A 24,783-nucleotide genomic window follows, 5' to 3' on the forward strand; every position below is an offset into this window, starting at 1 on the left:
TTATGAAGACCAAGATATTGAATTTTAGTAAGGTGGTTCTGGCTTCAGCAGCCTTGCTGTTTACAGCTTGTCAGCCCGAGGAATTCGAGCTGGGTGAGTTGCTGACCAAAGATGCCCTTAATTATAGCATTACTCAGGACAGTGAAGATCCGAATATGATTGTACTGAAGTCCAACAACCCCGGTTATGCTGCCTTCTGGGCAACCCCTATGGGACGTAGCACACGTAATCAGGACACCATTCGCATCCCCTTTGCAGGTGACTATAACTTTGTTTACGGCATTGTTACCCCTGGAGGTGTGGTTCAGGACGATACCTTTAAGTTGTCCATTACCACCAATAACCTGAATTACGTCAATGATCCTTTGTGGACCCTTTTGAGTGGCGGTGTAGGGGAGGAAAAGACCTGGCTGTTGGATTTGAATGAAGACGGGGTAAGCAAATATTTTAATAGTCCGCTGTATTTTTACGGAACGGACGATAGTTGGGAAACGGTCACTGAAGGAAAAGAAATTGAAGGAGACAGTTGGAACTGGCTGCCTGACTGGGAGGGAAACCAATGGATAATGCCCGCTGGAGATTACGGCTCCATGACCTTTGGCCTAAAAGGGAATGCCACCATTACGGTTGATCATAAAATGTTGAACCGTCAGGAAAGTGGCACCTATTTTTTGGATGCTTCAGGTAAGACTTTGAGAATGACGGATGCCAGTCCTTTGCACGATGAGGGAAGAGATGGGCAGGTGGTTGATTGGGGCGATATTCGCGTCATGTCAGTTACAGAAAATAGCATGCAGCTGGGTGTTATCAGGGATGAAGTCCTTGCAGGTGAACCCTCGGCCATGCTGGTTTACAACTATATTTCAAAGGATTATTCAGACAACTGGGTGCCCGAGGACTTACCCGATCCGGAACCTCAATTGCCAGAAGGTTGGCAGGATGATGTATCACAAGTGGTCTCCACCACCATTACCTGGAAATTGTCAGAAACAACGCCTTTGAACTGGGCCCATTTAGATGGTTCACTGATGAATGAATGGAATGCTCCGGAGGAATACCCGGATTGGTTAGGCGTACATGATCTTTCTGTTTATGAAGGATTTTCACTGACGATGGATTCTGATGACAACTCAGTGGTTTACGTCGCACCTGATGGTACCGAACAAGAAGGTACATATACCTTGGATACAGAAACGGGTATTTATACCTTCAGCGACATAAACCCAAGTTTTCCTGTAATTGGTTGGGGGGCTTTTGGTTTGACCGCCGAAAATCAGCTCCGGATTCTTTCTATCCAAAAGAATGAAGTGGGCAGATTGACTGGCATGTGGGTGGGGGCTTTGAGCCCTGATAAACCTGAATATATGGCCTACCTATTGGTGCCTTCTATGGGAGGAAGTTCTGAGCCCGATCCGGCACAAGCTGTAGTGAATATGTTGACCAGTAAGACCTGGAAGTTGGATTCGGAGCGAACTTACGATGTCGCAACCAGCTGGGGTGCTGAGCAGGGACCCGTCATTTTCTCGGATTATTCTTCCTGGTCTTATAACCCATTACCCGGAGAGCAATATGGTGCAGGTGAACCGGATGTGGACTATGGAACCATGACATTTAATAAGGATGGCAGCGTTGTCGTTAATCAGCGTGTTCGAAGGTATTCATATACAGAGGAAGGCGAAACCCTGGAGCGCTCAGGATTACCTGTTGAAGGAGATGTCTTGGATTCTGATGAGGTTGAGGTTCTGAATGGCACATGGAGCTTTGATTATGAAACCAAAGAGGTTTCTATGTCAGTAGGCATGTTGCACCCATGGACTGCTGATTATGCAGTGGCTGATTGGGGAGATACCAAAATTTACAAGATTCAGAACGATGCCCTGTTATTGCAGGTCATGCGTTCTCAGGAACTCAGTGGTGAGGATGCTATGCCATTGACTTATGTTTTTGTTCCTGTGGTCGAGTAATAAATGATTAATTTCAGGGAGTCAAAGGCGAGGAGCCTTTGACTCCTGTTTGTTAATGGTCCTAGTTAAAACTATTATGATGAAGCGATTGAATTGGGTGTTGGTGGTTCTGGGGTTGTCTTTTATGGTCTGGAGCTGTGGGGATGAAAAGGATGATCCGATTCCGGATGTGCCGGACGTGGCTGAATTAAGTGTGAATCCGACCACCCTTAGCTTTTCTGAGGATGGCGGAGAACAATCCGTTTCCATCACCAGTAATACCACCTGGAAGATTGATTTCACTGGTGTGACATGGGTGCGCCCATCCATTTCTGTGGCCATGGGAGATGTGACTGTGAAAGTCACGGCCGATGCCAATGAATTGGAAGAGGAACGTACGGCCGTCTTTACGGTTGGTGCTGAAGGGCTGATGAGGTGACCATTACCATCACGCAGTCCGCCAAAGTGCCTGAAGAGCAGGAGCCGGTTTTTGAATATGAGGCTTTCATAGAACCCGATAATACCGATATGCGGGCTATGAGCGCTTTGGAACTGTCTGCGCTTATGGGTGCTGGCTGGAATCTGGGAAATTCTCTGGAAGCCATCACGGTCAACAATGGCATTTTTACCGGAGGGGAGACCTCCTGGGGAAATCCTGCCACTACTAAAGGACTGATAGATGCGGTTAAAGCTGCTGGTTTTAACACCATTCGGATTCCTGTGGCCTGGTCGCACAAGCTGGCCGATAAGGAGAACCATTTGATTAATCTCGCCTGGCTACAACGGTAGAAGAGGTGGTGAACTATGCCCTCGATAATGACCTATTTGTGAAAATCAATGTGCATTGGGACGGTGGCTGGTTGGACCATCCTGATTATGCCCATCAGGAAGCCATTAACAGCAAACTGGCCAAGCTATGGGAACAAATAGGGGCTTATTTCAGGGATTATGACGACCGCCTGCTGTTTGCGGGTACCAATGAGGTACATGTTTCCGGCAATTATGGAGCACCCTCCTCTGAAAATCTGGAGGTTCAGAATTCCTTTAACCAGACCTTCGTGTCTGCCATTCGGGCGACCGGTGGGCGTAACCACTACCGTCATTTGGTGGTTCAGGGTTTTAATACCAATATTACCCATACCTTCAATGGTTTTATCATGCCCGATGATGTGGTGGAAAACCGCTTAATGGCAGAGGTGCACTACTACGATCCTTATGAATTTGCGCTGAAAACAGAAACGCCCTTCAACACGCAATGGGGTGAGTCCTATGCCGATGGCGATGTGACCAGCTGGGGCCAGGAAGCCTGGGTGAATGAGGCTTTTGGTATGATGAAGGAGCAATTTGTGGACCAGGGCGTCCCGGTTATTATTGGGGAATACGGCGCCATACACCGAAAGGGATTAATTGGTGAAGCTTATACGGCGCACAAAGCTTCCAGAGAATATTATCTGGAGTATGTTACACGGGCGATGGTTCAAAATGGACTTATTCCGGTTTATTGGGATAACGGTCATGCCGGCAATGATGGCTTTGCCTTGTTCAACCGCAACGATGGTTCGGTGGTGGATCCCGGTGCACTGGATGCCATTATCCGTGGGGCTACTCTGGACGAATAGCTCGTTACTTCACATCTAACAAGTTTGTCGGGCTTCAACTGGTTTCAGTTGAAGCCCGATTGCTTCTGTTCTCATTTTAGGGCTGGCAGACCTGTGTCAATTAAAACTTTTTAGCTATTTTAACAGTGATTTTTGATAAGCCATAAGATGGGGTGTATGCGTAAGTTTTTATTGATTGTTGTAATTTTATTAGGTTTTGGTTGGCCAACCAATGCGCAGCAGGCGGCCAATCAGTTTCGTCGTATCAATACGGAGTGGGGCTTGTCTAACAATCAGATAAACACCATCTTCGCCGACAGTAAGGGCTTTGTCTGGTTCGCCACCATATCCGGACTCAACCGCTATGATGGTTATTCTTTTCATGTTTTTAAAAATATTCCGGGTAACCCGACTTCCTTACCTGAGAACAGCATTCAGGAGATTTACGAGGATCACCTGGGGTTTTTGTGGTTGTTTACGAACAACGCTTTCTATATTTATGATGCCGAAAAAGAGTCGTTTGGCTATGATCACGAACTTTTTAAGAAGAATACGACCCTGCCACGCAGCAATATCAGTAGTTTAAGATTGGATAGCGACAGCAATGTGTGGATCAGTAATGACCAAATGGGCCTCTATTATTATGAGCGCCAAAGCGATCAACTGCAGCGTCTGTTTCACCAAACGGATGTGGCTGCTTCTTTGTCGACCGACCGGGTGTGGGATGTGGCCTTCTGTTCGCAGGGTTATGTTTATGCCCTGCATGCCAATGGTGTGGTGGATATCATTGACCCGGAAAGTTTGATGGTGGTTGACCGGATTGATTTTGACCTGGATCCGGAGATGATGGATGCCAATCAGAAGTTGCGCCTTTTCATTGACTCGGAGGATAATTTATGGTTGTATTCTTTCAAATCCGGGAATGGTTTGTATTATTATCATCAAAAGGATGAAAAACGGGTGTTTTTTCATCCGGAATCCACGCGCTACCCTTTGTCGAGTGGCATTGTTTCATCGGTGCTGGAAGATAGCAGGGGACAAATATGGGTGGGAACCGACCATGGCGGCATTAATTTGATTGACAAAGAGACCCTTGAAGTGCGTGTGGAACAAAGCGTGCCGGGTGATGCGACCAGTTTGAGTTCCAATAGTATTACCGCGCTTTGCCAGACCAGAGACGGCATTATTTGGGTGGGCACTTTTAAAAAGGGGGTTAATTACCACCATCCCGAACTCTACCAGTTTCAGCTCTACCGAAGCCATCCGATGCTGGAGGATAAGTATTTCTCTAATGATGTCAATTGTTTTGCAGAGGATGCCGTCGGCAACCTCTGGATCGGGACCAACGGTGAAGGCCTGGTCTATTTTGACCGCCAGAAGAACCGTTTCAGAAAGTATAAAAATCAGCCAGATAATCCCAATAGTTTAAGCAATGATGTGGTGGTGTCTTTGTGCGTTGACCACACGGGTACCGTTTGGGCCGGGACTTATCAGGGGGGACTGAACCGTTTTGACGGGCGGCGTTTTAAGCGTTACAGGCATGATCCGGAGGTGGCTTCCAGTTTGTCGGACGACCGCATCTGGCAGATATTTGAGGACAGTCAGCAGCGCTTGTGGATTGGTACGCTGGGCGGCGGATTGGAATTGTACGATGAAAGAACCGATGGTTTTGTGCACCACCGACTGGGCGATTTTAATTCGATCAATTCGGATTACGTTTTGGCATTGACTGAGGATTCTGACGGTAATATCTGGATTGGGACGTCCAATGGACTCAATGTGCTGGATGCCGCTACGCGTCGCTTCCGTCAATACGCCCATGAACCCAATACCGAAGGAACCCTGAGTCACGAAAATGTCTTGTCGGTTTTGGAAGATGCCGATGGTCGTTTGTGGGTGGGGACGCGTAACGGATTGAATTTGCTGGACAAAGAGACCGGTCTTTTCCGGGTTTTCAGAGAGGAGGATGGCCTGCCCGATCACAACATCATTACCATGCAGGGCGATGCGCAGGGTCATATTTGGATGGCCACCCTCAACGGCTTGTCCAATCTGAAAGTGGGTCCCAATGAAACCTATTTTGAGTTTCGCAATTATGATGTGTTGGACGGACTGCAGGGGCAGGAATTCAACGAACATGCCTCCCTGAAAACGGCTGCGGGTGAAATGGTGTTTGGCGGCGCAACGGGTTTAATATTTTTCATCCCGATGAGATCATTGAACACAGTCACCAGTTTAAGGTAGTGCTCACCGATTTGAAATTACACAACAGAAGTGTGGCCATTGGTGAGCGCATCAACAATCATGTTTTGCTGCGGAAGGCGCTTCACCAAAGTGATAAAATGGCCCTGAAGCACAACCAAAATGTTTTTTCCATTGAGTTTTCTGCGCTCAATTACTTCCATCCGGAAAGAACCCGCTTTCGTTATACCCTGGAAGGATTTAATACCGGATGGATTGAGACAGATGCCCGCAACCGCTCGGCTACCTATACCAATTTGAATCCCGGTACCTACGTCTTCAAAGTCAAGGCTGCGGCCAGTGATGGCACCTGGGACAATGAGGAAACCCGTCTGGTGGTAGAGGTGATACCGCCCTTTTATGCCACCAAATGGGCCTATGGCATCTATTTTATATTGCTTGTTTTGCTGGTTTTCCTATTGACTTACATTATTCGTCGACGGGCTGAGATGAAATTTTTGCGGGAACAGGAGCACCATGAGTTTGAGCGGATGCGTGATCTCGATGCCATGAAGACCCGGTTTTTCACCAATGTGAGCCATGAATTCAGAACCCCGTTGACCTTGATTTTAACGCCCTTGGATAAGTTGCTGAAACAGGTTTCGGACGAAAGCATCCAGACGCAGTTGGTGATGGTTCAAAGGAATGCCCGGCGACTCCTGAATCTGGTCAACCAGTTGCTTGATTTCAGAAAAATGGAGGTCGATAAAATGAAGCTGACCACCAGTTATGGTGATTTTACCCGCTTTGTGAAGACGTCTTTTGATTCTTTTACCGATCTCTTTGAAAATCAACAAATAGAATATGCTTTCAGGTCGGACCTGGGCACCTACATGACGCGGTTCGACAAGGATAAAATAGAGAAAATCGTTTTCAATCTGCTCTCCAATGCCGTTAAGTTCACGCCCAATGGGGGGCGCATAAGTCTTGAAATGAGTCGGTCAGCACCCGGACAGGCAGGGCATGCCGGCTCTTTTGCGTCGGAAAGCTATATCGAATTGCGCGTTAAAGATACGGGGATTGGCATTGCGGCTGACCGTCTGGAAAAGGTTTTTGAGCGCTTCTTCCAAAGTCAGGACAGCCACACGGTGATCAACCAGGGAAGTGGCATCGGCTTATCGCTGACCAGTGAATTTGTAAAAATGCATGGTGGAACGATCCATGCCGAAAGCGAAGCCGGAAAAGGCAGCTTGTTTGTGGTACGCCTACCGCTTAAAGAGGAGGAAACGCCGGATGCTGTGGAACCTGAATCCTCTGTTGATGCTGAGCCCGCTGTTTCTGTTACTTCGGAGGGTACGGGTCCTGGTCAGGAAAAGCCGACCGTTTTGTTGATAGAGGACAATGAAGACCTCAGGCTTTATTTAAAAGAGAACCTACAAACTAAATACCATATTCTGGAAGCAGGCAATGGTGCTGTAGGGTGGGAGGTGGCCTTGTCGGCCCAGCCACAGTTAATTGTGAGTGATATCATGATGCCCGGGTTGGATGGCATGGCCTTTTGCCGAAAGCTTAAGCAGGATGAAAGAACCTCCCACATCCCGGTTATTTTACTCACCGCCCGTTCTTCTGAAGCCCAGAAGATTGAGGGACTGGAATCGGGGGCGGAAGACTATATAACCAAACCCTTTAACTACGAAATTCTGGAGCTGAAGATTCAAGGTCTCATTGGATTGCGTCAGAGTTTTAGAAAAGCCTTTGCCCAAAAGTTTGAAATCAAGCCCGGGGAAATCGGCATTACCTCTTTGGATGAAAAGTTTTTGAAAAAAGCCTTGAAGGTGGCCGAGAAAAATATCGGCAACAGTGAATTTTCCGTCGAGAAAATGGGTCGAGAGTTGGGTGTGAGCAGGGGACATCTTTATAATAAGCTGGTGGCGCTCACCGGAAAAACCCCTGTGGAGTTTATTCGCATCATGCGCTTGAAACGGGCGGCCCAATATTTGGGGAAAAGTCAGATGACCGTTTCTGAAATTGCTTTTCAGGTGGGGTTCAATGATCCAAAATACTTTTCCCGCTATTTTAGGGAGGAGTTTGGGGTGGTTCCTTCGGAATATGCCAAAAATCACAAACCCGCAGATAATCAGTCGGATGAGGACTGATCTGTAGTCATTTTACCTACTTCTTAAATACAATTCATTACCCTTTAAATACAATACCGCCACTGTTTTTATTCATTTGGGGGGTGTTTGGTAATTTTTGTTAAAATATTTTTGATGTTGTTAATGTGGATGGATGCATGCCATCGCCAGGCGCTTTGAATCGTGATGGCCTGAGTGAAGCATGCTGAAAATGATATTTAGTGATGAGAAAATATGTATGAGTTGTGAATATGAATTTTAAAATAGTTAGGATGATGAGATTACTTACCTATGGTTTACTTGTTTTAACCTTGATGTGGACGTCATGCGATGGCGGTAGCTATACGGTTTTGGAAACCGGTATAGAGGTGAAAACCCATAATGGAGATTTGGTGAGGCTGGATGTGATAGCTTCTGATATCATTCATGTAAGAGCCACACAAGAAAAAAGTTTCTCTGACAATGAGAGCCTGATGGCCATTCGTGGGGCAGATGCCTCGGTTGAATGGGAAGTCGTTGAAGAAGCGGAAAGCGTTCAGCTTAAAACCTCCGACATCGTAGCTGCGGTCAGTCGGGCCGCCGGTCAGGTCACCTTCTATGATACAGAAGGAAAGGTCATTCTTCAGGAAGCCCGGGAAGGAAAAACCTTCCGTCCCGTAACCGTCGATGACGTCAGGGGCTACGAGTTGCGCCAGGTTTGGGAATCGGGCGACAACGAGGAGGCCATTTATGGCTTGGGACAGCATCAGGCCCACGAAATGAACTACAAAGGCAAAAATGAGGAGCTTTTTCAGTACAACACAAAAGTTGCCGTCCCCTTTGTCATTTCTACCAATAACTATGGTATTCTGTGGGACAATTACTCCTTGTCGCGTTTTGGCAATCCCCGTCCCCACGGCCAAATCAATCAGTTTAACCTTTACAATGCGGATGGTGAAGAAGGCAGTCTGACCGCCACCTATGTGGATGATGTGGATGCTGAGCATGTTTTTACCGTGCGAGAGGAAAGCACCATTGATTATGAAAATTTGGAAACCATTAAAAACTTTCCGGAAGGATTCAACTTTAACAATGCCCGAATTACCTGGGAAGGTCACCTGGAGCCACGCGAAAGTGGTTTGTACCACTTTCTTCTTTATTATGCCGGCTACACTAAGATCTGGGTGGATGGTGAATTGATGGCCGATCAGTGGCGCACTGCCTGGAATCCTTCTGTGGCCAAGTTTCAGATAGAGATGGTTGCGGGCGAGAAGTACCCTGTTAAGCTGGAGTGGTTTCCCGATGGCGGCGAATCCTATGTGGGCTTAAAAGCCTTGTCACCGGTTGATCCACAAGAGCAACAAAACCTGTCCTTCTACTCCGAAATGGGCGATGAAATCAATTACTATTTCATGAAGGGAAATTCCATGGATGAAGTCATCAGCGCTTACCGTTATGTGACCGGTAAAGCCCAGGTCATGCCCAAATGGTCCATGGGTTTTTGGCAGAGTCGGGAGCGCTACAAAACCCAGGAAGAATTACTGGATGTCTTGCAGGAGTTCCGCCAGCGACAGATTCCCATCGACAATATTGTACAGGACTGGTCGTTCTGGGAAGAAGAGGAGTGGGGCAGTCAGGAATTTGATCCGGCCCGCTTCCCTGATCCGGCAGGTATGATTCAGGAGGTGCACGATAACAATGCCCGCATCATGATATCGGTTTGGCCCAAGTATTATGTGGGGACCGAGCACTATAAGGAGTTTGATGAAAAGGGCTGGATGTACCAAAGGGCTGTGGAGGACAGCGTGCGGGACTGGATCAGCGATGGTTACATTGGTTCCTTTTACGATGCCTATAATCCGGTGCCAGAGACTTGTTCTGGGAACAGATCAGGGAGCATCTCTATGATATGGGCATCGATGCCTGGTGGCTGGATGCTACCGAGCCGGACATCCTTTCCAATGCGAGCATGGAATACCGCAAAGCTTTGATGAATCCGACCTATTATGGTCCCTCTACCAAATATTTCAATGCCTATGCCTTGATGAATGCCAAAGGCATTTATGAGGGACAGCGCGATTATAATCCGGAGGAACGTGTCTTTATCCTGACCCGTTCAGGTTTTGCCGGGATGCAGCGCTATGGTACCGTTACCTGGAGTGGGGATGTGGGTACAGTCTGGGAAGATTTAAAAGCCCAGATCACGGCCGGTGTTAATTTTTCTATGTCGGGCATGCCTACTGGACCATGGATATTGGCGGTTTCTGCGTTGAGAAGCGATACGAAGTGGCCGAAGAGGGATCGGAAGACATGAAGGAGTGGCGGGAGCTGAACACCCGCTGGTATCAGTTTGGTGCCTTTGTGCCACTGTTTAGGGTGCATGGACAGTTTCCGTTCCGGGAGATTTACAACATAGCGCCTGAGGGACATCCGGCCTATAATTCCATGTTGTTTTATAACCAGCTGCGCTACCGTCTGATGCCCTATATTTATAGCATGACCGGTGCGGTTTATCACGATGATTACACCATGATGCGTGGTCTGGCCATGGATTACACCCATGATAAGAAGGTCTACGACATCGACGATCAATATATGTTTGGCCCCTCTTTAATGGTTTGTCCCGTACACGAATACGAGGCACGTGAGCGTGAGGTGTATTTTCCGGCCGGCCATGGATGGTACGATTTCTACTCGGGAGAATACTTCACCGGTGGCGAAAGTCGCCAGGTTGAAGCACCCTATGAGCGCATGCCCATGTACGTGCCGGCTGGCGCTGTGGTGCCTTTTGGACCAGAGATTGAGCATACGGCTCAAAAAACGGATGCGCCCTATACCATCGTGGTCTACACCGGTAAAGACGGGGCCTTTGATTGGTACGAAGACGAAGGAACCAATTACAACTATGAGCAGGGGGATTTTTCCACCATTGCTTTGAGTTACAACGAGGCAGAGCAAGCCTTAACCCTTGGTCAGCGCGAAGGCAGCTTCGAGGGGATGGCTGAAAACCGCCAATTCCGTGTCATTTGGGTGAGTCCCGATGCCCCCTTTGATTTTTCTTTGGAGAATCTGGACAAGGGAAAGGTGTATGATTACACCGGAGAAGAATTGGTTATAAAAAGATAGTATTTGCCTAAAATCTAACGACCTAGAAATCTAATGACCTATTTTTAATAGTGGTAAGGGTGAATTGTCCCTGTGCAGAAACGTCTGCACGGGGCTTTTCTTATTTCCTTTATGGCCACAATAATTATTATGGATATTTTTCTAAGCTTAAGAAACTGTTTAAGTTTTCCCGATATGGGATTTCGTTTCAGTTCATATTCTTTGGGTTGTTTTGGTGCGGTTCGTAAAATTTAAACAGCTTCTATCTTAGTGTTTTATAAAAAGAACGATATATGCAAAAAGCAGTTGTTTTAGGGTTGGCCTTTTTATGGATGACAGGGTCCGGTTGGTCGCAGGGCTTTGACGCTCCTGAACGTGGGTTTGTGAGCTGGAAGCCAGCTCCCCAATGGGAAGATGCCCTGTTGAGCGGGAACGGCACGGTGGGAACCATGGTGTTTGGTGAGCCGCATGATGAAACCATTATCATCAATCATGCGCTCAATCACATGCCTGTGAGAGTACCGCTTTTACCCATTGATCAGGCCTCCCGCCTGGCTGAAATCCGGGCTTTGCTGGCCGAGGGTAAGTATGCCGAGGCCGCCCAGATTCCTGTGGCGCAAAGTCGCTTGGAGGGCTATGAAGAGATGCACTGGATTGATCCTTTTGTGCCCCTTTGCAACCTTCGCCTGGTGATGGAGCCCGGAAATATTTCTGATTATGTGCGCATGGTCGATTTTGAGACCGGTGAGGCCAAAGTGCAGTGGCAGCAAAATGGGGACATGTTTCAGCGCAGCCTGTTTGTCTCCCGCGCCGATAGCCTCATTGTTTTGCGCATTTCAGGCACCACCGGAATCAATATGGAGCTGTTTTTGCGCCAGCATCCCATCGCCTGGGACCAGTCGGCCTTTGTTAATGGCGCCATTAAAAGTGCGACGGCAGAGGTAACGGAGGACTTCCTGACTTACCAGACTTTCTTTCATCACCAGTACGAGGGTATTCCTCAGGGATTTGAGGGAGTGGCTCAGGTGCATGCCGAGGGTGGTACACAGGAGGTGGTTGGTGGCCGACTGGTCATTAAAGATGCCGATGAGGTGTTGGTGGTGATGGCGGTCAAGCCAACTACGATGAAACTCAATCCTTGGTGGAAGACCTGAAATCCCATTTGGCTTCAAAAGGCACAGATTATGAGCGCTTGCTGGCAGGCCAAAAGGCCACGCACGGTGAATTGTTTAAGCGGGTGACCTTAAGTCTGGGAGATGGACCCGAAGCGGATTTGCAGTCCGAAGCCTTTGTGGTGCGGGCCCGCCAGGGGTCGACACCGGCCATTATTCAAAAGCAGTTTGATGCGGCCCGTTACAACATCATCTCCTCAACCGGAACCAATCCCCCAACCTTGCAAGGGATATGGAGTGGCACCTGGACGCCCCCGTGGTCGTCCGGTTTTACCCACGATGGCAATGTAGAGGTAGCCGTGTCGCATTTGTTGAGTGCCAATACCCCTGAACTGATGATGGCCTATCTCGACTACCACGAACGCATGATGCCCTGGTACAGGGTGAACGCCCAGCGCTTGTTTGGGACCCGCGGAATTCATGTGCCGGCCCACTCAAGCAGTCATGGCTACAACATTCATTATGACCAAACGTGGACGCTGACGTTGTGGAGCGGGGGTGCTGGGTGGACTTCAGGGATTCTGTACGATTACTTTTTATACACCGGGGATAAGGATTTGCTGAAGGACCGCATTTATCCCTTCATGAAGGAGAGTGCCTGGTTTTATGAAGATTTCCTGATTAAAGGCGAAGATGGTAAATACTTATTTTCACCCTCCTATTCGCCGGAGAACAATCCGGGTAACAGTCCTTCCCAACTCGTGGTGAATGCCACCATGGATGTGATGATTGCCAAGGAGCTTCTCCGAAATTGCATCGAAGCCGGGAAGGTGGTGGGTGAAACTTCTGCCCAATTGCAAAAATGGGAAAATATGCTGGAGCGGATGCCGGAATACCAGATCAACGCGGATGGGGAACTGGCCGAGTGGCTGCCGGAACATTTTGAGGAAAACCACAGTCACCGCCATGTATCACAGCTCTACAGTTTGTTTGAGCGGATCGATCCCGATTTCAAGGACAACCCGAAACTGACAGAGGCAGCCTTACAAACAGTGGAGGCCCGCATGGAACATCGCCGCCGGTCGGGCGGCGGAGAAATGGTCTTTGGTCTGGCCCAACTCGGTATGGTCACGGCCAATACGGGACAAGCAGGGCTGACCGGTGAAATTATTGATTTAATGTCGAGGTATTACTGGGCACCCTCATTGGCGACCTATCACAATTCGGGTAATTTATTCAATATGGATATGAGTGGTGGATTTCCGGCAGTGATTTTGCGCTCCCTGGCCTATTCAGAAATGGGGATGGTGAAATTGTTGCCCGCCTTGTCGCCCGATTGGAAAAGCGGTTCTGTGGAAGGAATGGCCCTGCGTGGTCAGATCGTGATCGATCGCTTGTCGTGGACCCCGACAGGTCTCGAAGTGGTCCTTACATCAGCCATCGACCAGAATATAACAATGCTGCTGCCGGCGATGCAATCCTTCGAGAGCAGTCAGAAACGTCGTGTATCTATAGAAAAGGGAACCTCCGTCGGCTTGAAGGTTCAGTTGAAAGCGGGTGACTCACAGACGATTTCTGTGGTCTACTAGAAATTTGGGTTAAATAAAAAGTCCACGAACGAAGGGTTTTTACAAGCCCTTTCGTTCGTGGATGTTTGTATTTATTCCTTAGCCAGGTTTTCCCTGAGTTGCTCCAAAGTAGATTTTTCAATTTTCAAGGCGGTTCCATGTCTGGTTCCCTCGGGGAACGAGACTTCATCGGAGATGTCGGTCCAGTTTTGCAAATCGCTTGATTTGACCGCGCCCATTTGATGGTCGGTGTATTTGTCGAAATAGACGATCCAGTTTCCGTCAATGAACAGAGAAGTGGGGCCTTCTGCCCAATAGTCGCCCGTGATTTTTACCAAAGGATTGGAATAGGGACCGGTGAGTTCATCGGCCATGGCCACATGCAGTGATTTGGCAGGCGGTGTGCGCGTTTCGTCCTTCAAAAACATCACATAGCCCTCTTCAGTGGGCACAATGGAGGCATCAATCACATTGAAGCCGGGTTCGTACAACAACTTTGTATCGCTGAAAGTCTCAAAATCCCTGGTTGTAACATAGTACATGCGGTGGTTCAAACCGGCGTCAGCCTCTGTGTAAGTCTCCGGAAACAGGCCGGTAATAGTCGTGGCCCAATAGATCATGAATTCATCGTTTTGGGCATCATAAGTGATCTCGGGCGCCCAGGTGTTGCGTGCCGAATCTTCATGCATCATCACGGGAATGAATTTTTGTTCCGACCAGTTGTAAAGGTCTTCCGAAGAGGCATAACCAATGCCTTTGTCGGTCCAGCTGACCGTCCACACCATGTGATAGGTGCCATCGGGTCCCTGAATGATACACGGGTCGCGCATCAGTTTGTCTTTTCCTACCATGGGGGCCAACAGGGGTTGGCCCTCGTTCATTTCCTGCCAGGTATAACCATCCTGACTCCAGGCGTAGTGCAGACCGGTCTCGCCGTTTCCTTTGAAATAGCTGAAGAGGTAAACCGGCTCTTCTTTTGGTTGGGGCGTTTGACAAGCTGCCAAAAGCAGGACGCCCAAAAACAATACAACAAAGTTTTTCATAGATGTAAAATTAATTTTTTCAAATATAGCCATTCGTCATCGATTGGATTGGCAGTTTTTTTAAAAAAAGTGATACAAAATCAATCCATTCAAGCCGCAAGCAATACATTTAATCACCCTTCCGGTGACAAATAAGCGGTTTTTTTAAGCTATAGTCGCTTAAATTTGAGGCATTAAAAATGGAATACAATGAGAGACTTGATTTGGAATAAGAAGAAGCAGCGAAAGTTATTTCTGACAGCCGCCTGGTTAATGATAGCCGGAGTTGTTTTGGCTGCACCGCGTGAGCGACTGCTAATGAATTTCAACTGGCAGTTTGCTTACGGACATGCCAGCGATATAGAGCAGGATTTTAATGTGGGAACCCGGTATTTTACCTATCTGGCCAAGGCCGGCTATGGGGATGGAGCGGCCGCAGAAGGCTTTGACGACCGCACCTGGCGTACGCTGGATTTGCCGCACGACTGGGCGGTAGAACAGGCTTCGCCGGGCATGCCAGTCACAGTCATGGTTATAAAACGGTGGGACATGCTTTTCCCGAATCCAGTGTGGGCTGGTACCGCAAGACTTTTGAGGTGCCGGCTGAGGATGAGGGAAAGCGTCTTTTTATAGAGTTTGATGGTGTGTATCGCGATGCGAAAGTCTGGGTGAACGGTTTTTATTGTGGCCATGAACCCAGCGGGTACACCAGCTTTTCCTTTGATATAAGTGAGTACCTGAATTATGGCGGTGAAAATGTGATTGCCGTCCGGGCGGATGCTCCATGGAGGAGGGGTGGTTTTATGAAGGGGCTGGTATTTACCGGCATGTCTGGCTGACCAAGACTTCCACCACGCATGTGCCGCAATACGGTACCTACGTTACTTCGGAGGTGAAGGGCGACCGGGCAGAGGTGACGGCACGTATCCGTGTGACCAATAAAGCCACGGAGCCGTCCTCTTTTCAGGTGCGCAATGCCATTGTGAACCCACGGGGAGAAGTGGTAGCCTCTCAAACGAGTGAATTATATCAGCTGGCGCCCATGTATAGCGATGAATACACCATGCTTCTGCCGGTGGAGTATCCGTTGTTGTGGGATTTGGACACACCTCACCTGTATCAGGTGGTGACCGAATTGCTGCGTGATGGCGAGGTGGTGGACCGCTATCCGACGACTTTTGGCATCCGGACCATTGAGTGGACGCCGGACAAAGGCTTCTTTTTGAATGGTCGGCATGTGAAGATCAAGGGGACCAACAACCACCAGAACCATGCGGGTGTGGGCACGGCCATTCCGGATGCCTTGCACGAGTGGCGATTGAAGCAGCTGAAAGATATGGGGAACAATGCCTATCGCACAGCTCATTATCCGCCTACGCCGGCTTTGCTGGAAGCGGCCGACCGTATGGGCATGCTGATCCTGAATGAAAACCGGTTGATGGGCACCACGGATGAGATTCTGGACCACCTGCGCCGTTTGATGATTCGTGACCGCAACCATCCCAGTGTGGTGCTCTGGTCCGTTGGCAACGAAGAATGGCAAATTGAAGGCAATGAGCGGGGGGCCAAAATGGCTGAATATATGCAAGCCTACGCCAAAAAATACGATACCACGCGACCCATCAATGCCGCCGTTAGTGGTACCTGGGGCGGCGGTATTTCTTCAGTGGTAGAAGTGATGGGCTATAATTATCTGCGTCATGGATCTACCGATGCCCACCATGCCAGATATCCCTGGCAGGCCTCTCTGGGTACAGAGGAGGGATCGACCAATACGACACGTGGCATTTATGTGGACGATCAGGAAAAGCAGTATCTGGCGGCCTACGACCGGGATACCCCCACCGGTTTTTTCAGCATACAGCATGGCTGGAAACATTATGCATCCCGGGATTACTTGTCGGGCATGGTCATATGGACCGGCTTCGACTACCGCGGAGAATCCACTCCCTTTGTCTACCCTTCGGTTGTTTCCTATTTTGGGATGTTTGATTTGTGCGGTCTGCCTAAGGACAATGTCTATTATTTGAAGTCGTGGTGGAGCCAGGAAGATGTGCTGCACATTTTGCCGCATTGGAACTGGCCCGACCGCCCGGGAGAGGAAATTGATGTCTGGGTGTACAGCAACATGGATGAGGTGGAGCTGTTCCTGAACAATGAGAGTCTGGGAAGCCAGAAAATGGAACCCAACAGTCACCTGAGCTGGAAGGTCACATATACACCTGGTACCATCAAAGCCATAGGCTATAAGGATGGGCAGGAAAAGATGCAATCCGCTGTGTCCACCACCGGTCAACCCGCCGCGGTTGAGATGGTGGCCGACCGGACCAGCATTCAGGGGGACCATGAAGATCTTTCTGTTATCACCGTCCGGGTGGTGGATGAAGCAGGCAGAGTGGTGCCGGATGCCAATGAGGAGCTTGTGTTTTCTATTACCGGCCCGGGCCGGATAATAGGTGTCGGTAATGGCGATCCAACCTCTCATGAGCCCGATCGTTTTTTAGAAACTGTTTCCGCCATTCCCTTATCCCAGTGGAAAGAAAAGAGCTTGTCTGAGGTTGATCTTGCAGCTGCTGTTCAACCTTCTTACGATGCCGCTCATTGGCAGAATGCTTTTGCGGATGGTGCGCTGGTGCCGGGTTCCGAATCGGCGCCAAGGGTCTTTCGGGGTGCTTTTGAACTGACAGAAGCGCAGTTGAAGGGCGAGATTCAATGGATGTACCGAAGCATTGGCACCGGGCAGTCGCTTTATGTCAATGGCCATTTGCTGGGTGAGCACCTCGACAGGGGCGAGCATACGCTGCAACTGAGTACCGACTTGCTTAAAGAAGGGGACAATGTGGTGACCATTGTGGCGGAGCCCTTTGTGATGGCGCATCCCTGGGACGAGGTGAACATGGATCCTGGCGCCTTGAAAGTCGTCATTCCGGCTGAACCATGGCAGCGCAGGACCTTCAACGGTCTGGCCCAGGTTCTTGTGCAATCCACCGGAGCACCCGGAGCTATTGAAGTCAAAGCCACGTCATCCGGCTTGAAGGAGGGAAGTTTAAGCATTGAGGCGGAAGCTTCAGAAAGAAGAGCGCACATTAAATAGACCGAAAAATCGGTAGCTTTATTACAGAAAAGACGGTAAAAATTATAATTTTGCTGGGGCAGTCTAAAAAGTTATCCTGGGGAAACCTATATGATTTGTAGCCTCGGTGTTACTCCCTCATTTCTCTGTGAACCTCTGTGTAACTAATTAAATTTCACGGAGAAACCACAGAGAACAAATAGAGATCCACAGAGTGACTTTTTAGACAGCCGCTTTATTTTTGTGTTATGATTGATTTTGCCGCCATTGATTTTGAGACTGCCAATCAGCACCGCACCAGTGTCTGCAGTGTGGGGCTGGTGGTGGTGAAGAACGGGGAAATAACCGAGCGCTTTTACAGTCTAATTAAGCCAGAGCCCGACTATTACCTTTATTGGAATACGCGGGTGCATGGTCTGACGGCCCAGGACACGTTCAAGGCACCGGTTTTTCCGGATGTCTGGCGGCAGATAGAGCCGCTGATCGAGGGGCTGCCGTTGATAGCGCACAACCGGCCTTTTGATGAAGGATGTTTGAAGGCCGTGTTTAAAATGTATGGTCTGGACTATCCCGATTACCCCTTTCATTGCACTTTGCAGGCGGCCCGGAAGCAGTTGAAGCAACTGCCCAATCACCAGCTCCACACGGTGGCAGAGTACTGCGGATATTACCTCGATCAGCATCACCATGCTCTGGCCGATGCCGAGGCTTGTGCCTGGATTGCCCGGGAGTTATTTATTTGAAGTCGGCCGGCTTTAGGTGCTCATCCAAAAGTTGATAGATGGCTTGCTTTTCGGCAATGAGCCAATTGAAAAGCGATTTATTGAACCACTTAATGCGGTAGAAATTGAATTGACCGGATGTTTTTCGCCAAAGAATATACCAGTTAAAGGCCAGTTTTCCCATGAAAGGCCAACTGACGACCATCAGAAAGGCCAGTCGCAGATCCTGCACCCAAGCGCTGATGGCCCAAAACTGCAGGAGGTAAAACAGCGGAAAGAGAACCATGGAAGCCACCAGAATGTAGCTGCTCCAGAATACCACGTCCTTCACCCTGGTCCGCACATACCGGTCTATCAGAAAAAAGGGCAGGGCATTAAATACCAGACCATATAGAAACAGAGGCAAAGTGAATACCAGCAACAAGGCATTTCCCATCAATGGTAGCAAGCATTTATTGCCAGGCTTCACCACCCTGTTTTTGAGTTGGTGTTTTTTGAGTTTTTGGTGGTAGCCTTTAACCCTTTCTACCATTTTTCCGGTTGCTTCCGGCTTTTCGCTTTCCATCTGGTCCAGCCGGTTGGCCAGTACCTGGTCCGTTTTAAACAAATGGCCATGCGTATGTTTCAAACCGCTGCGCTTAAGAAAGCGGGGCCCATAAATTTTCAGGATACGCTCAAAAATATCGTAATACTGCTTGCTTTTGAAATTAACGATCAGCGGCAGCGTGGCTTCATAGATCGCCTCTTTCAGTTTTTTGATGCCTGCCTGCGCATCCGTCAAATAGAGGTCATAAAAATCCTTTACTTTTACCGGCTGTCCCAGATTGACCAACAACACCCGGTTGAACTTCCAGTAGTGGCTGTAATGAATGCCGGTGGGGATAATTTGGATGTCCAGTTGTCCGCCGGATTTCTCCTCAGCCATAAACACAATGCGCGGTACCGCTTTTTTATGTTCTTTCACCTGTCGCTTGCCGGTGTGGGCGGCCTCCGGAAACAGTGCCAGGGAGGCATTGTTTTCGAGGATTTTTACCGAAGTGTTAAAGGTGGCATCGTTCTTTTCCAGATTTCCGATGCCATCCCGTATTCTGTAAACGGGTAAGATTTTCATGAAACGCAGGATGGCATCGACGATTTTCGATTGACCAAAAATATCGGCTCTGGCCAACCAGACCGGTTGATGGGCCAAATGAAGCACGAGGGCCATTGGGTCACTCAGGGCATTTTGATGATTCGGTGCAAAAACAAGCGGCTTGTTGTCGGGTATGTTGTCTTCCCCAACCACAATGATCTTTTTGTGGATGAACCAGTCTACAATCTTAACATAAGACTTTAATAGCCAATATCCTGGCGACCATTTTTCGTAACTCATTGTACAACAGGTTTATTTAATGACTTTCGGGACCAGAGGCTTGAAAGCAGGAGGCCACTGACAATGTGCCATACGCCCCACCATGCTGCGATAAAAGCCATGCCGCCCAATTGCAGCTCAGGTGGAAAAATTTTGGGGTTAAAGATAAGCACCAGTGCCAGACCTGAGTTTTGAATGCCGGTTTCAATGGTGACCGACCTTCGGTCTGTTCGGGAAAGCCTGAAGACAGAGGCCACGGAGAAACCCGTACCCAGGGCCAGTGCATTATGAATGAGAACAATCAAAAATATGAGATGGATGTGTCTGATGAAGTGATCGAAGTTGGCCGACAGTAAAACCACCACATAGGTAATGAAGATCAGGATGGATATTTTTCGGAAAGGTTGGGTGATTTTTTTCGTGATTTTGGGTAGGTATTCATTGAACAACAATCCTGCGAGCACCGGAATACCCAGCAAAAGAACCACTGTTTGCACCACCTGCATCAACTCAATTTCGATGGGGACCAGATACGCATCGGAAGCGGCCGTGTAACTCAGGTACAATTGGCCCCAAAGGGTGAAGTTGAGAGGTGTCATGATGAGGGCGGCAGAGGTTGAAACAGCGGTGAGACTGACCGATAGGGCCGTATTGCCTTTGGCCAGGGAACTCATGAAATTGGAAATGTTGCCCCCCGGACAGGAGGCGACCAGTATCATTCCCAGAGCCACTGTGGGTGTGGGATTAACCGCCAGGATTAAAAGAAAAGTGACGGCCGGTAGAAGGATGAATTGCGACAGAGCACCGGCAATAACCGCTTTGGGACTTCTGACAATATCAATAAAATGTTGCCATTTTATATCCAGCGCCACACCAAACATCACCAGGGCTATCACAATATTTAGAGCCAGTAGCCCCTCCTGCGAAAAATTTAAAACAATATTGTCAAGAACCTTCATCGTTGTTTTTCTAGAATGCCTCCAAATGAAAAGGCGAAATTAGAAAAAGTATCTGAATTTCCCATAAATCCCCTTTGGTAGAATATGCAAAGTCTTTGTCCGTTTTGAAGTAGTCCCCCTTTATTATTAATGCTATTTTTGTTATCAATAGTTCGTTAAACTTTTTTATTTACTTAATTTACCCTAACGACCTAATAATCTAACGACCTATTGTGTTGTAAGCGGGTGGGGAATCCCTATTTTAATGACCCGCTTCTTGTGGCCGGAGTGCCCCCGCTTCTAAAAAACGACCAATATGAAAGGAATGAAAAATCATGCTGTATTAATTCTGCTGTTTTTAACAATGGCCCTGGCCCCGTTAGAGGCCCAGCACCCCTCTTATCAGGTGGCCTCGCCCGATGGCTCATTAGAGTTATCTGTTAAGGTGGATGAACGCATCGGCTGGACGCTTAAGCAAAATGGTCTGGTAGTGGCGACTTCCCCTTCCATCGCCATGGAATTGGAAAGAGAGGGCGTTTTGGGCCACCAGGCAGCAGTTCGTCGCAGTTGGTAGATGCCTACGAGGGAGAGGTGCTTTCTGATCTTTACAAAAAGAGCCGTATTCCGGAGGTCTACAATGCTTTAACATTGGAAATGAAAGGCGATTACAAACTGGTATTCCGAATGTACGATGCCGGCATGGCCTATCGTTTTGAGACCGCTATAAGGCGTGACATAACCGTGATGGGCGAAACCATTGATTTGGATTTTCCCCATGCCAGACAGGCATGGGTTCCCTACATCCGGGAAAGTATCCACCGCTATCAGGCTTCCTATGAGAGCCCATATACCATTCAGTCGTTCAATGAAATGCATGCCGATTCCTTAATCATCCTTCCTTTGTTGATTGAAAACGAGAACGGCAGCAAAGTGGTGATCACCGAAGCCGATTTGGAAGATTATCCCGGCTTTTATCTGACCATCAATGAGGCGCGCAACGGTTTTGTGGCGGAGCAGGCCGGTGTCCCCCTGGCTGAAACGCCAGGCGGACATAATAATCTGCAGTCGATTGTCACCGAATATGCCGACTACATAGCCAGGACCAAAGGCACGCGTACCTTCCCCTGGCGGGTTTTGACGGTGGCTCAGACAGATGTGGAATTGCTGGACAATGATTTGGTGTTTCTGTTGGCATCGCCTTCACGTATTGAAGATACTTCCTGGATCAAGCCCGGGAAGGTGGCGTGGGACTGGTGGAACGATTGGAATATTTCGGGGGTGGACTTTGAGGCAGGTATCAATACGGAAACCTACCAATTCTACATTGATTTTGCTGCAGAGCACGGCATTGAGTATGTTATTTTGGACGAGGGCTGGTCGGAAAGTACCAATTTATTGAACATTATTCCTGAAATTGACCTGCAGGCCATCATCGACCATGGAAAGGCCAAAGGGGTCGATATTGTTTTATGGGCCGGGTGGGCACCTTTGCGCCACCAGATGGACGAGGTCTATGCCAAATATTCGGCCATGGGCGTCAAAGGCTACAAAATTGATTTCATGAACCGCGACGATCAGCCGGTGGTGAATTTTTATTATGAAGCAGCTCGTAAAGCCGCCGAATATGAACAGTTTGTCGATTTTCACGGCGCATACAAACCTACCGGTTTGCATCGCACTTATCCCAACGTCTTGACTTACGAGGGGGTGTTTGGTCTGGAGCAGGTAAAGTGGACCACTTACACAGATTTTCCACGCTACGATGTAACGGCGCCTTTTATTCGCATGTTGGCCGGCCCCATGGATTACACGCCTGGCGCCATGAACAATGCCAACAGATCGAACTGGCGTGCTGTGCATAGCAATCCCATGAGTCAGGGTACCCGCTGCCACCAGCTGGCCATGTATGTGATTTTTGAGTCACCCTTTAGCATGTTGGCCGATAAGCCCACCAACTACATGCGGGAGTCAGCGTCCACAGAATTCATTGCTGCGCTGCCCACTGTATTTGACGAAACCCAAGCCCTGGACGGCCAGTTGGGCGAATTCATCCTCATGGCCCGCCGTAAAGACAACCATTGGTATTTGGGGGCGATGACCAATTGGGATGAGCGCGATCTTGAAGTCGATTTTTCCTTTCTACCCGAAGGGGAATTTGAGGCCCTCATTTTCCGCGATGGCATCAACGCCAACCGGGAAGCCTCCGATTACAAGCGGGAAGTCATAAAAGTTAACCGCTCCACCAAACTCCCCATTTCCATGGCCTCAGGAGGCGGCTGGGCCGCGATTGTTTCACCTGAGTAATTCTTAAAAATAGATGTTTTGATGAGGTTTTTGTGAGTTGTTTTTGTCGTTTTATGAGATTTATGTGAACAGGAAATTTAGCGTTTGTTAACATGGATGTCTAGTTTTGAGGTATTGAAAATATTTCAATTTCACACCTGAAATTTCATTTATACCTGCCTGTCGCCGACAGGCAGGTTTAAGTTACCCTAAAATCTCAATGACAATGAAAAACAATTCTTTACTTCTTTTCCTTTTTGTTTTCGTTTTCGGTGGTCTGTTTTCTCAGAATTACGAATTGGTTTGGGAAGAAAACTTTGATGGCACCGCACTTAATACCGATGTCTGGAACTACGAAGAAGGTGTTGGTATCTGGAACACCGGATCCAATGCCGAATTGCAATACTATAAGGCCGCGAACGTGGCTGTGGGTCCCGACGGGCAAGGAAACAATGCCCTGATTATTACAGCCAAAAAGGAGACGGTTGGCAGCTACCAATTTACTTCGGGACGCATTCAATCGCGTGGCAAAGTAGAGGTCCAATATGGAAAAATTGAAGCCCGCATTAAATTACCCGTGCTGGCCAATGGTTTGTGGCCGGCCTTCTGGATGCTGGGCACCGAGAAGGGATGGCCCGCCAGTGGCGAAATAGATATTATGGAGGCCGGTAACGCGCAGGGAATTGCTGCCGGCACGCAGGAAAGAACTTTGAATGGTGCCTTGCACTGGGAGCATCAGGGCAATTATGCCGGTTATGGCCCGCAGTGGACCGCCCCTGCAGGGACATCTTTGTACGATTACAACAAGTTCACGCTGACCTGGACCCCCCAGCGCATAGAGATGCATTTGAATGACCATAGCACGCCTTACTTTTCCATGGACATCACCAGCGCCGATGCAGAGGAGTTTCGCGACTGGGCACACTATTTTATTTTGAATCTGGCTGTGGGTGGTTCTTTCACTGGTATTACCAATCCCAATAATATAAACGCACCCCTGCCTGCTCAGATGTTTGTGGATTACATTCGCGTTTATCAACTCGACGGCGAAGGGGATGTGGTGGAAACCGATTCGCAGGGCTGGGATTCCTGGTTTGGAGATGGCGGTGCCGGAAGTGTGGCCTTCCCTGAAGAGCATCTGGCCACCATCACCATATCCAACGCCGGTTGGGCAGCCTACTCTGTCCAATTGTTTAAAGATGGTTTGTCGATTCCTGACGGGGATTATGTGCTGACTTTTCGGGCAAAGGCCGATCATGCCCGTACCATCAATGTGAATTTGGGTAAAGGACTGAACGTCGATCCCTGGTTCATCGCCTACATGGATCCGGCGAGTTTTGATCTGACCACTGAATGGCAGGATTTTTCCCTTCCCATATCGAAGGAGAATGTGGAGACCGTGGGTAAGCTCGTCTTTGAAATGGGGGATATTGGAGCGGGCACCCTTACCACCAAAGTCTACCTGGATAATATTTCTTTTGCTCCCGCCGGTACCACCAACTTGGATGAAGTGGATGCCATTCATGTGACCGTTTTTCCCAATCCCGCTGAGAGCAATGTTTTTGTGCATACAGACCCGGGAAAGAAAGTGGCTTTGTACACCCTAACCGGTGTTCAGGTGGCCTCAGAAGTGGCTTTGCACGGTGAAGTTCAATTTAATGTGGCCGGTTTGGCCCAGGGGATTTACCTGGTGGAAGTGGATGGGAAAGCGAGGAAGGTGGTTGTGGGTAGGTAGGGTAGGAAGGGTAGATGGGGTTGGTAGGGTAAGTGGGG

General features: G+C 48.7%; 18 protein-coding genes and 2 pseudogenes. 17 read left to right on the plus strand and 3 right to left on the minus strand.

All coding sequences use genetic code 11. The features are described from left to right. Nucleotides 1–2 precede the first annotated feature (2 nt). The 10 genes and pseudogenes from JCM15548_RS08430 to JCM15548_RS23455 all read left to right on the plus strand — a co-directional run bounded on the left by JCM15548_RS08430 (nucleotide 3) and on the right by JCM15548_RS23455 (nucleotide 13,642). Nucleotides 3–1,964, plus strand: a complete 1,962-nt coding sequence (locus tag JCM15548_RS08430) for a hypothetical protein (protein WP_157482561.1) — start codon at nucleotides 3–5, stop codon at nucleotides 1,962–1,964. A gap of 79 nt (nucleotides 1,965–2,043) precedes the next feature. Beyond that, nucleotides 2,044–2,382: a BACON domain-containing protein gene (locus JCM15548_RS23440; RefSeq protein WP_227625605.1), complete on the plus strand. Its 339-nt coding sequence runs from the start codon at nucleotides 2,044–2,046 to the stop codon at nucleotides 2,380–2,382. Nucleotides 2,383–2,507: 125 nt separating this feature from the next. Then, a pseudogene (locus JCM15548_RS08435) lies at nucleotides 2,508–3,562 on the plus strand (glycoside hydrolase family 5 protein). Nucleotides 3,563–3,718: 156 nt separating this feature from the next. Further along, complete coding sequence (locus JCM15548_RS21580) at nucleotides 3,719–5,785, plus strand: ligand-binding sensor domain-containing protein (RefSeq protein ID WP_062124357.1); 2,067 nt, start codon at nucleotides 3,719–3,721, stop codon at nucleotides 5,783–5,785. Nucleotides 5,786–5,796: 11 nt separating this feature from the next. After that, complete coding sequence (locus JCM15548_RS21585) at nucleotides 5,797–7,878, plus strand: hybrid sensor histidine kinase/response regulator transcription factor (protein ID WP_157482565.1); 2,082 nt, start codon at nucleotides 5,797–5,799, stop codon at nucleotides 7,876–7,878. A gap of 251 nt (nucleotides 7,879–8,129) precedes the next feature. Continuing rightward, nucleotides 8,130–9,827, plus strand: a complete 1,698-nt coding sequence (locus JCM15548_RS08450) for a TIM-barrel domain-containing protein (RefSeq protein WP_369403687.1) — start codon at nucleotides 8,130–8,132, stop codon at nucleotides 9,825–9,827. Further along, nucleotides 9,746–10,560 (plus strand): annotated as a pseudogene (locus JCM15548_RS26235) (glycoside hydrolase family 31 protein); the annotation flags it as partial. The gene JCM15548_RS08450 and the pseudogene JCM15548_RS26235, both read left to right, overlap by 82 nt. Before the next feature lie 33 nt (nucleotides 10,561–10,593). Beyond that, a complete protein-coding gene (locus JCM15548_RS23445; protein ID WP_227625617.1) occupies nucleotides 10,594–10,962 on the plus strand; it encodes a DUF5110 domain-containing protein in 369 nt (122 codons plus the stop codon). Nucleotides 10,963–11,234: 272 nt separating this feature from the next. Further along, nucleotides 11,235–12,095 (plus strand): glycoside hydrolase N-terminal domain-containing protein, encoded by an 861-nt coding sequence (locus tag JCM15548_RS23450; protein ID WP_062124361.1) that lies wholly within the window; start codon nucleotides 11,235–11,237, stop codon nucleotides 12,093–12,095. Next, the gene (locus tag JCM15548_RS23455; RefSeq protein WP_227625606.1) at nucleotides 12,083–13,642 is read left to right on the plus strand and encodes a glycosyl hydrolase family 95 catalytic domain-containing protein; all 1,560 of its coding nucleotides are present in this window, start codon (nucleotides 12,083–12,085) and stop codon (nucleotides 13,640–13,642) included. The genes JCM15548_RS23450 and JCM15548_RS23455 overlap by 13 nt, the downstream gene beginning before the upstream one ends. 71 nt (nucleotides 13,643–13,713) lie before the next feature. Here the strand turns inward: JCM15548_RS23455 and JCM15548_RS08465 are convergent, their stop codons facing one another. Beyond that, nucleotides 13,714–14,664, minus strand: coding sequence for a glycoside hydrolase family 43 protein (locus JCM15548_RS08465; protein ID WP_062124404.1), 951 nt, complete (start codon nucleotides 14,662–14,664; stop codon nucleotides 13,714–13,716). 189 nt (nucleotides 14,665–14,853) lie between these two features. Here JCM15548_RS08465 and JCM15548_RS23460 point away from each other — a divergent pair, with 189 nt between their 5' ends. From JCM15548_RS23460 to JCM15548_RS08475, 4 genes are all read left to right on the plus strand, one after another. Beyond that, a complete protein-coding gene (locus JCM15548_RS23460; protein WP_227625607.1) occupies nucleotides 14,854–15,276 on the plus strand; it encodes a hypothetical protein in 423 nt (140 codons plus the stop codon). Beyond that, nucleotides 15,240–15,482, plus strand: a complete 243-nt coding sequence (locus tag JCM15548_RS23465) for a sugar-binding domain-containing protein (protein WP_262486956.1) — start codon at nucleotides 15,240–15,242, stop codon at nucleotides 15,480–15,482. The genes JCM15548_RS23460 and JCM15548_RS23465 overlap by 37 nt, the downstream gene beginning before the upstream one ends. Beyond that, entirely contained in the window at nucleotides 15,428–17,737 is a 2,310-nt protein-coding gene (locus JCM15548_RS08470) for a glycoside hydrolase family 2 TIM barrel-domain containing protein (RefSeq protein ID WP_227625609.1), read from the plus strand. The genes JCM15548_RS23465 and JCM15548_RS08470 overlap by 55 nt, the downstream gene beginning before the upstream one ends. A gap of 227 nt (nucleotides 17,738–17,964) precedes the next feature. Further along, entirely contained in the window at nucleotides 17,965–18,459 is a 495-nt protein-coding gene (locus tag JCM15548_RS08475) for a 3'-5' exonuclease (RefSeq protein WP_062124364.1), read from the plus strand. On the opposite strand, the gene JCM15548_RS08480 is transcribed toward JCM15548_RS08475, so the two are convergent. Together JCM15548_RS08480 and JCM15548_RS08485 are read right to left on the minus strand one after the other, a co-directional pair. Further along, a complete protein-coding gene (locus tag JCM15548_RS08480; protein WP_062124366.1) occupies nucleotides 18,452–19,810 on the minus strand; it encodes a 1-acyl-sn-glycerol-3-phosphate acyltransferase in 1,359 nt (452 codons plus the stop codon). The two genes, JCM15548_RS08475 and JCM15548_RS08480, sit on opposite strands and share 8 nt — an antisense overlap. Beyond that, a complete protein-coding gene (locus JCM15548_RS08485; protein WP_062124368.1) occupies nucleotides 19,807–20,748 on the minus strand; it encodes a bile acid:sodium symporter family protein in 942 nt (313 codons plus the stop codon). Before JCM15548_RS08485 ends, JCM15548_RS08480 begins: the two co-directional genes overlap by 4 nt. Before the next feature lie 295 nt (nucleotides 20,749–21,043). Here JCM15548_RS08485 and JCM15548_RS23470 point away from each other — a divergent pair, with 295 nt between their 5' ends. The 3 genes from JCM15548_RS23470 (at nucleotide 21,044) to JCM15548_RS21930 (ending at nucleotide 24,745) form a co-directional block, all read left to right on the plus strand. After that, complete coding sequence (locus tag JCM15548_RS23470; protein WP_227625610.1) at nucleotides 21,044–21,301, plus strand: hypothetical protein; 258 nt, start codon at nucleotides 21,044–21,046, stop codon at nucleotides 21,299–21,301. Then, nucleotides 21,295–23,031: a retaining alpha-galactosidase gene (locus JCM15548_RS08490; RefSeq protein ID WP_227625611.1), complete on the plus strand. Its 1,737-nt coding sequence runs from the start codon at nucleotides 21,295–21,297 to the stop codon at nucleotides 23,029–23,031. Before JCM15548_RS23470 ends, JCM15548_RS08490 begins: the two co-directional genes overlap by 7 nt. A 205-nt stretch (nucleotides 23,032–23,236) precedes the next feature. Then, a complete protein-coding gene (locus JCM15548_RS21930; RefSeq protein ID WP_062124370.1) occupies nucleotides 23,237–24,745 on the plus strand; it encodes a family 16 glycosylhydrolase in 1,509 nt (502 codons plus the stop codon). Nucleotides 24,746–24,783: the final 38 nt, after the last annotated feature.

This window comes from Geofilum rubicundum JCM 15548 (assembly GCF_000974365.1).
Taxonomy (GTDB): Bacteria; Bacteroidota; Bacteroidia; order Bacteroidales; family Marinilabiliaceae; genus Geofilum; species Geofilum rubicundum.

What these genes read in the sequence shown, in the direction of transcription:
- JCM15548_RS08430 (WP_157482561.1), top strand. Translation starts at nt 3, where the DNA reads ATGAAGACCAAGATATTGAATTTTAGTAAGGTGGTTCTGGCTTCAGCA.
- JCM15548_RS23440 (WP_227625605.1), top strand. Translation starts at nt 2,044, where the DNA reads ATGAAGCGATTGAATTGGGTGTTGGTGGTTCTGGGGTTGTCTTTTATG.
- JCM15548_RS21580 (WP_062124357.1), top strand. Translation starts at nt 3,719, where the DNA reads ATGCGTAAGTTTTTATTGATTGTTGTAATTTTATTAGGTTTTGGTTGG.
- JCM15548_RS08450 (WP_369403687.1), top strand. Translation starts at nt 8,130, where the DNA reads ATGATGAGATTACTTACCTATGGTTTACTTGTTTTAACCTTGATGTGG.
- JCM15548_RS23445 (WP_227625617.1), top strand. Translation starts at nt 10,594, where the DNA reads ATGTACGTGCCGGCTGGCGCTGTGGTGCCTTTTGGACCAGAGATTGAG.
- JCM15548_RS23450 (WP_062124361.1), top strand. Translation starts at nt 11,235, where the DNA reads ATGCAAAAAGCAGTTGTTTTAGGGTTGGCCTTTTTATGGATGACAGGG.
- JCM15548_RS08465 (WP_062124404.1), bottom strand. Translation starts at nt 14,664, where the DNA reads ATGAAAAACTTTGTTGTATTGTTTTTGGGCGTCCTGCTTTTGGCAGCT.
- JCM15548_RS23460 (WP_227625607.1), top strand. Translation starts at nt 14,854, where the DNA reads ATGAGAGACTTGATTTGGAATAAGAAGAAGCAGCGAAAGTTATTTCTG.
- JCM15548_RS08470 (WP_227625609.1), top strand. Translation starts at nt 15,428, where the DNA reads ATGGAGGAGGGGTGGTTTTATGAAGGGGCTGGTATTTACCGGCATGTC.
- JCM15548_RS08475 (WP_062124364.1), top strand. Translation starts at nt 17,965, where the DNA reads ATGATTGATTTTGCCGCCATTGATTTTGAGACTGCCAATCAGCACCGC.
- JCM15548_RS08480 (WP_062124366.1), bottom strand. Translation starts at nt 19,810, where the DNA reads ATGAGTTACGAAAAATGGTCGCCAGGATATTGGCTATTAAAGTCTTAT.
- JCM15548_RS08485 (WP_062124368.1), bottom strand. Translation starts at nt 20,748, where the DNA reads ATGAAGGTTCTTGACAATATTGTTTTAAATTTTTCGCAGGAGGGGCTA.
- JCM15548_RS23470 (WP_227625610.1), top strand. Translation starts at nt 21,044, where the DNA reads ATGAAAGGAATGAAAAATCATGCTGTATTAATTCTGCTGTTTTTAACA.
- JCM15548_RS21930 (WP_062124370.1), top strand. Translation starts at nt 23,237, where the DNA reads ATGAAAAACAATTCTTTACTTCTTTTCCTTTTTGTTTTCGTTTTCGGT.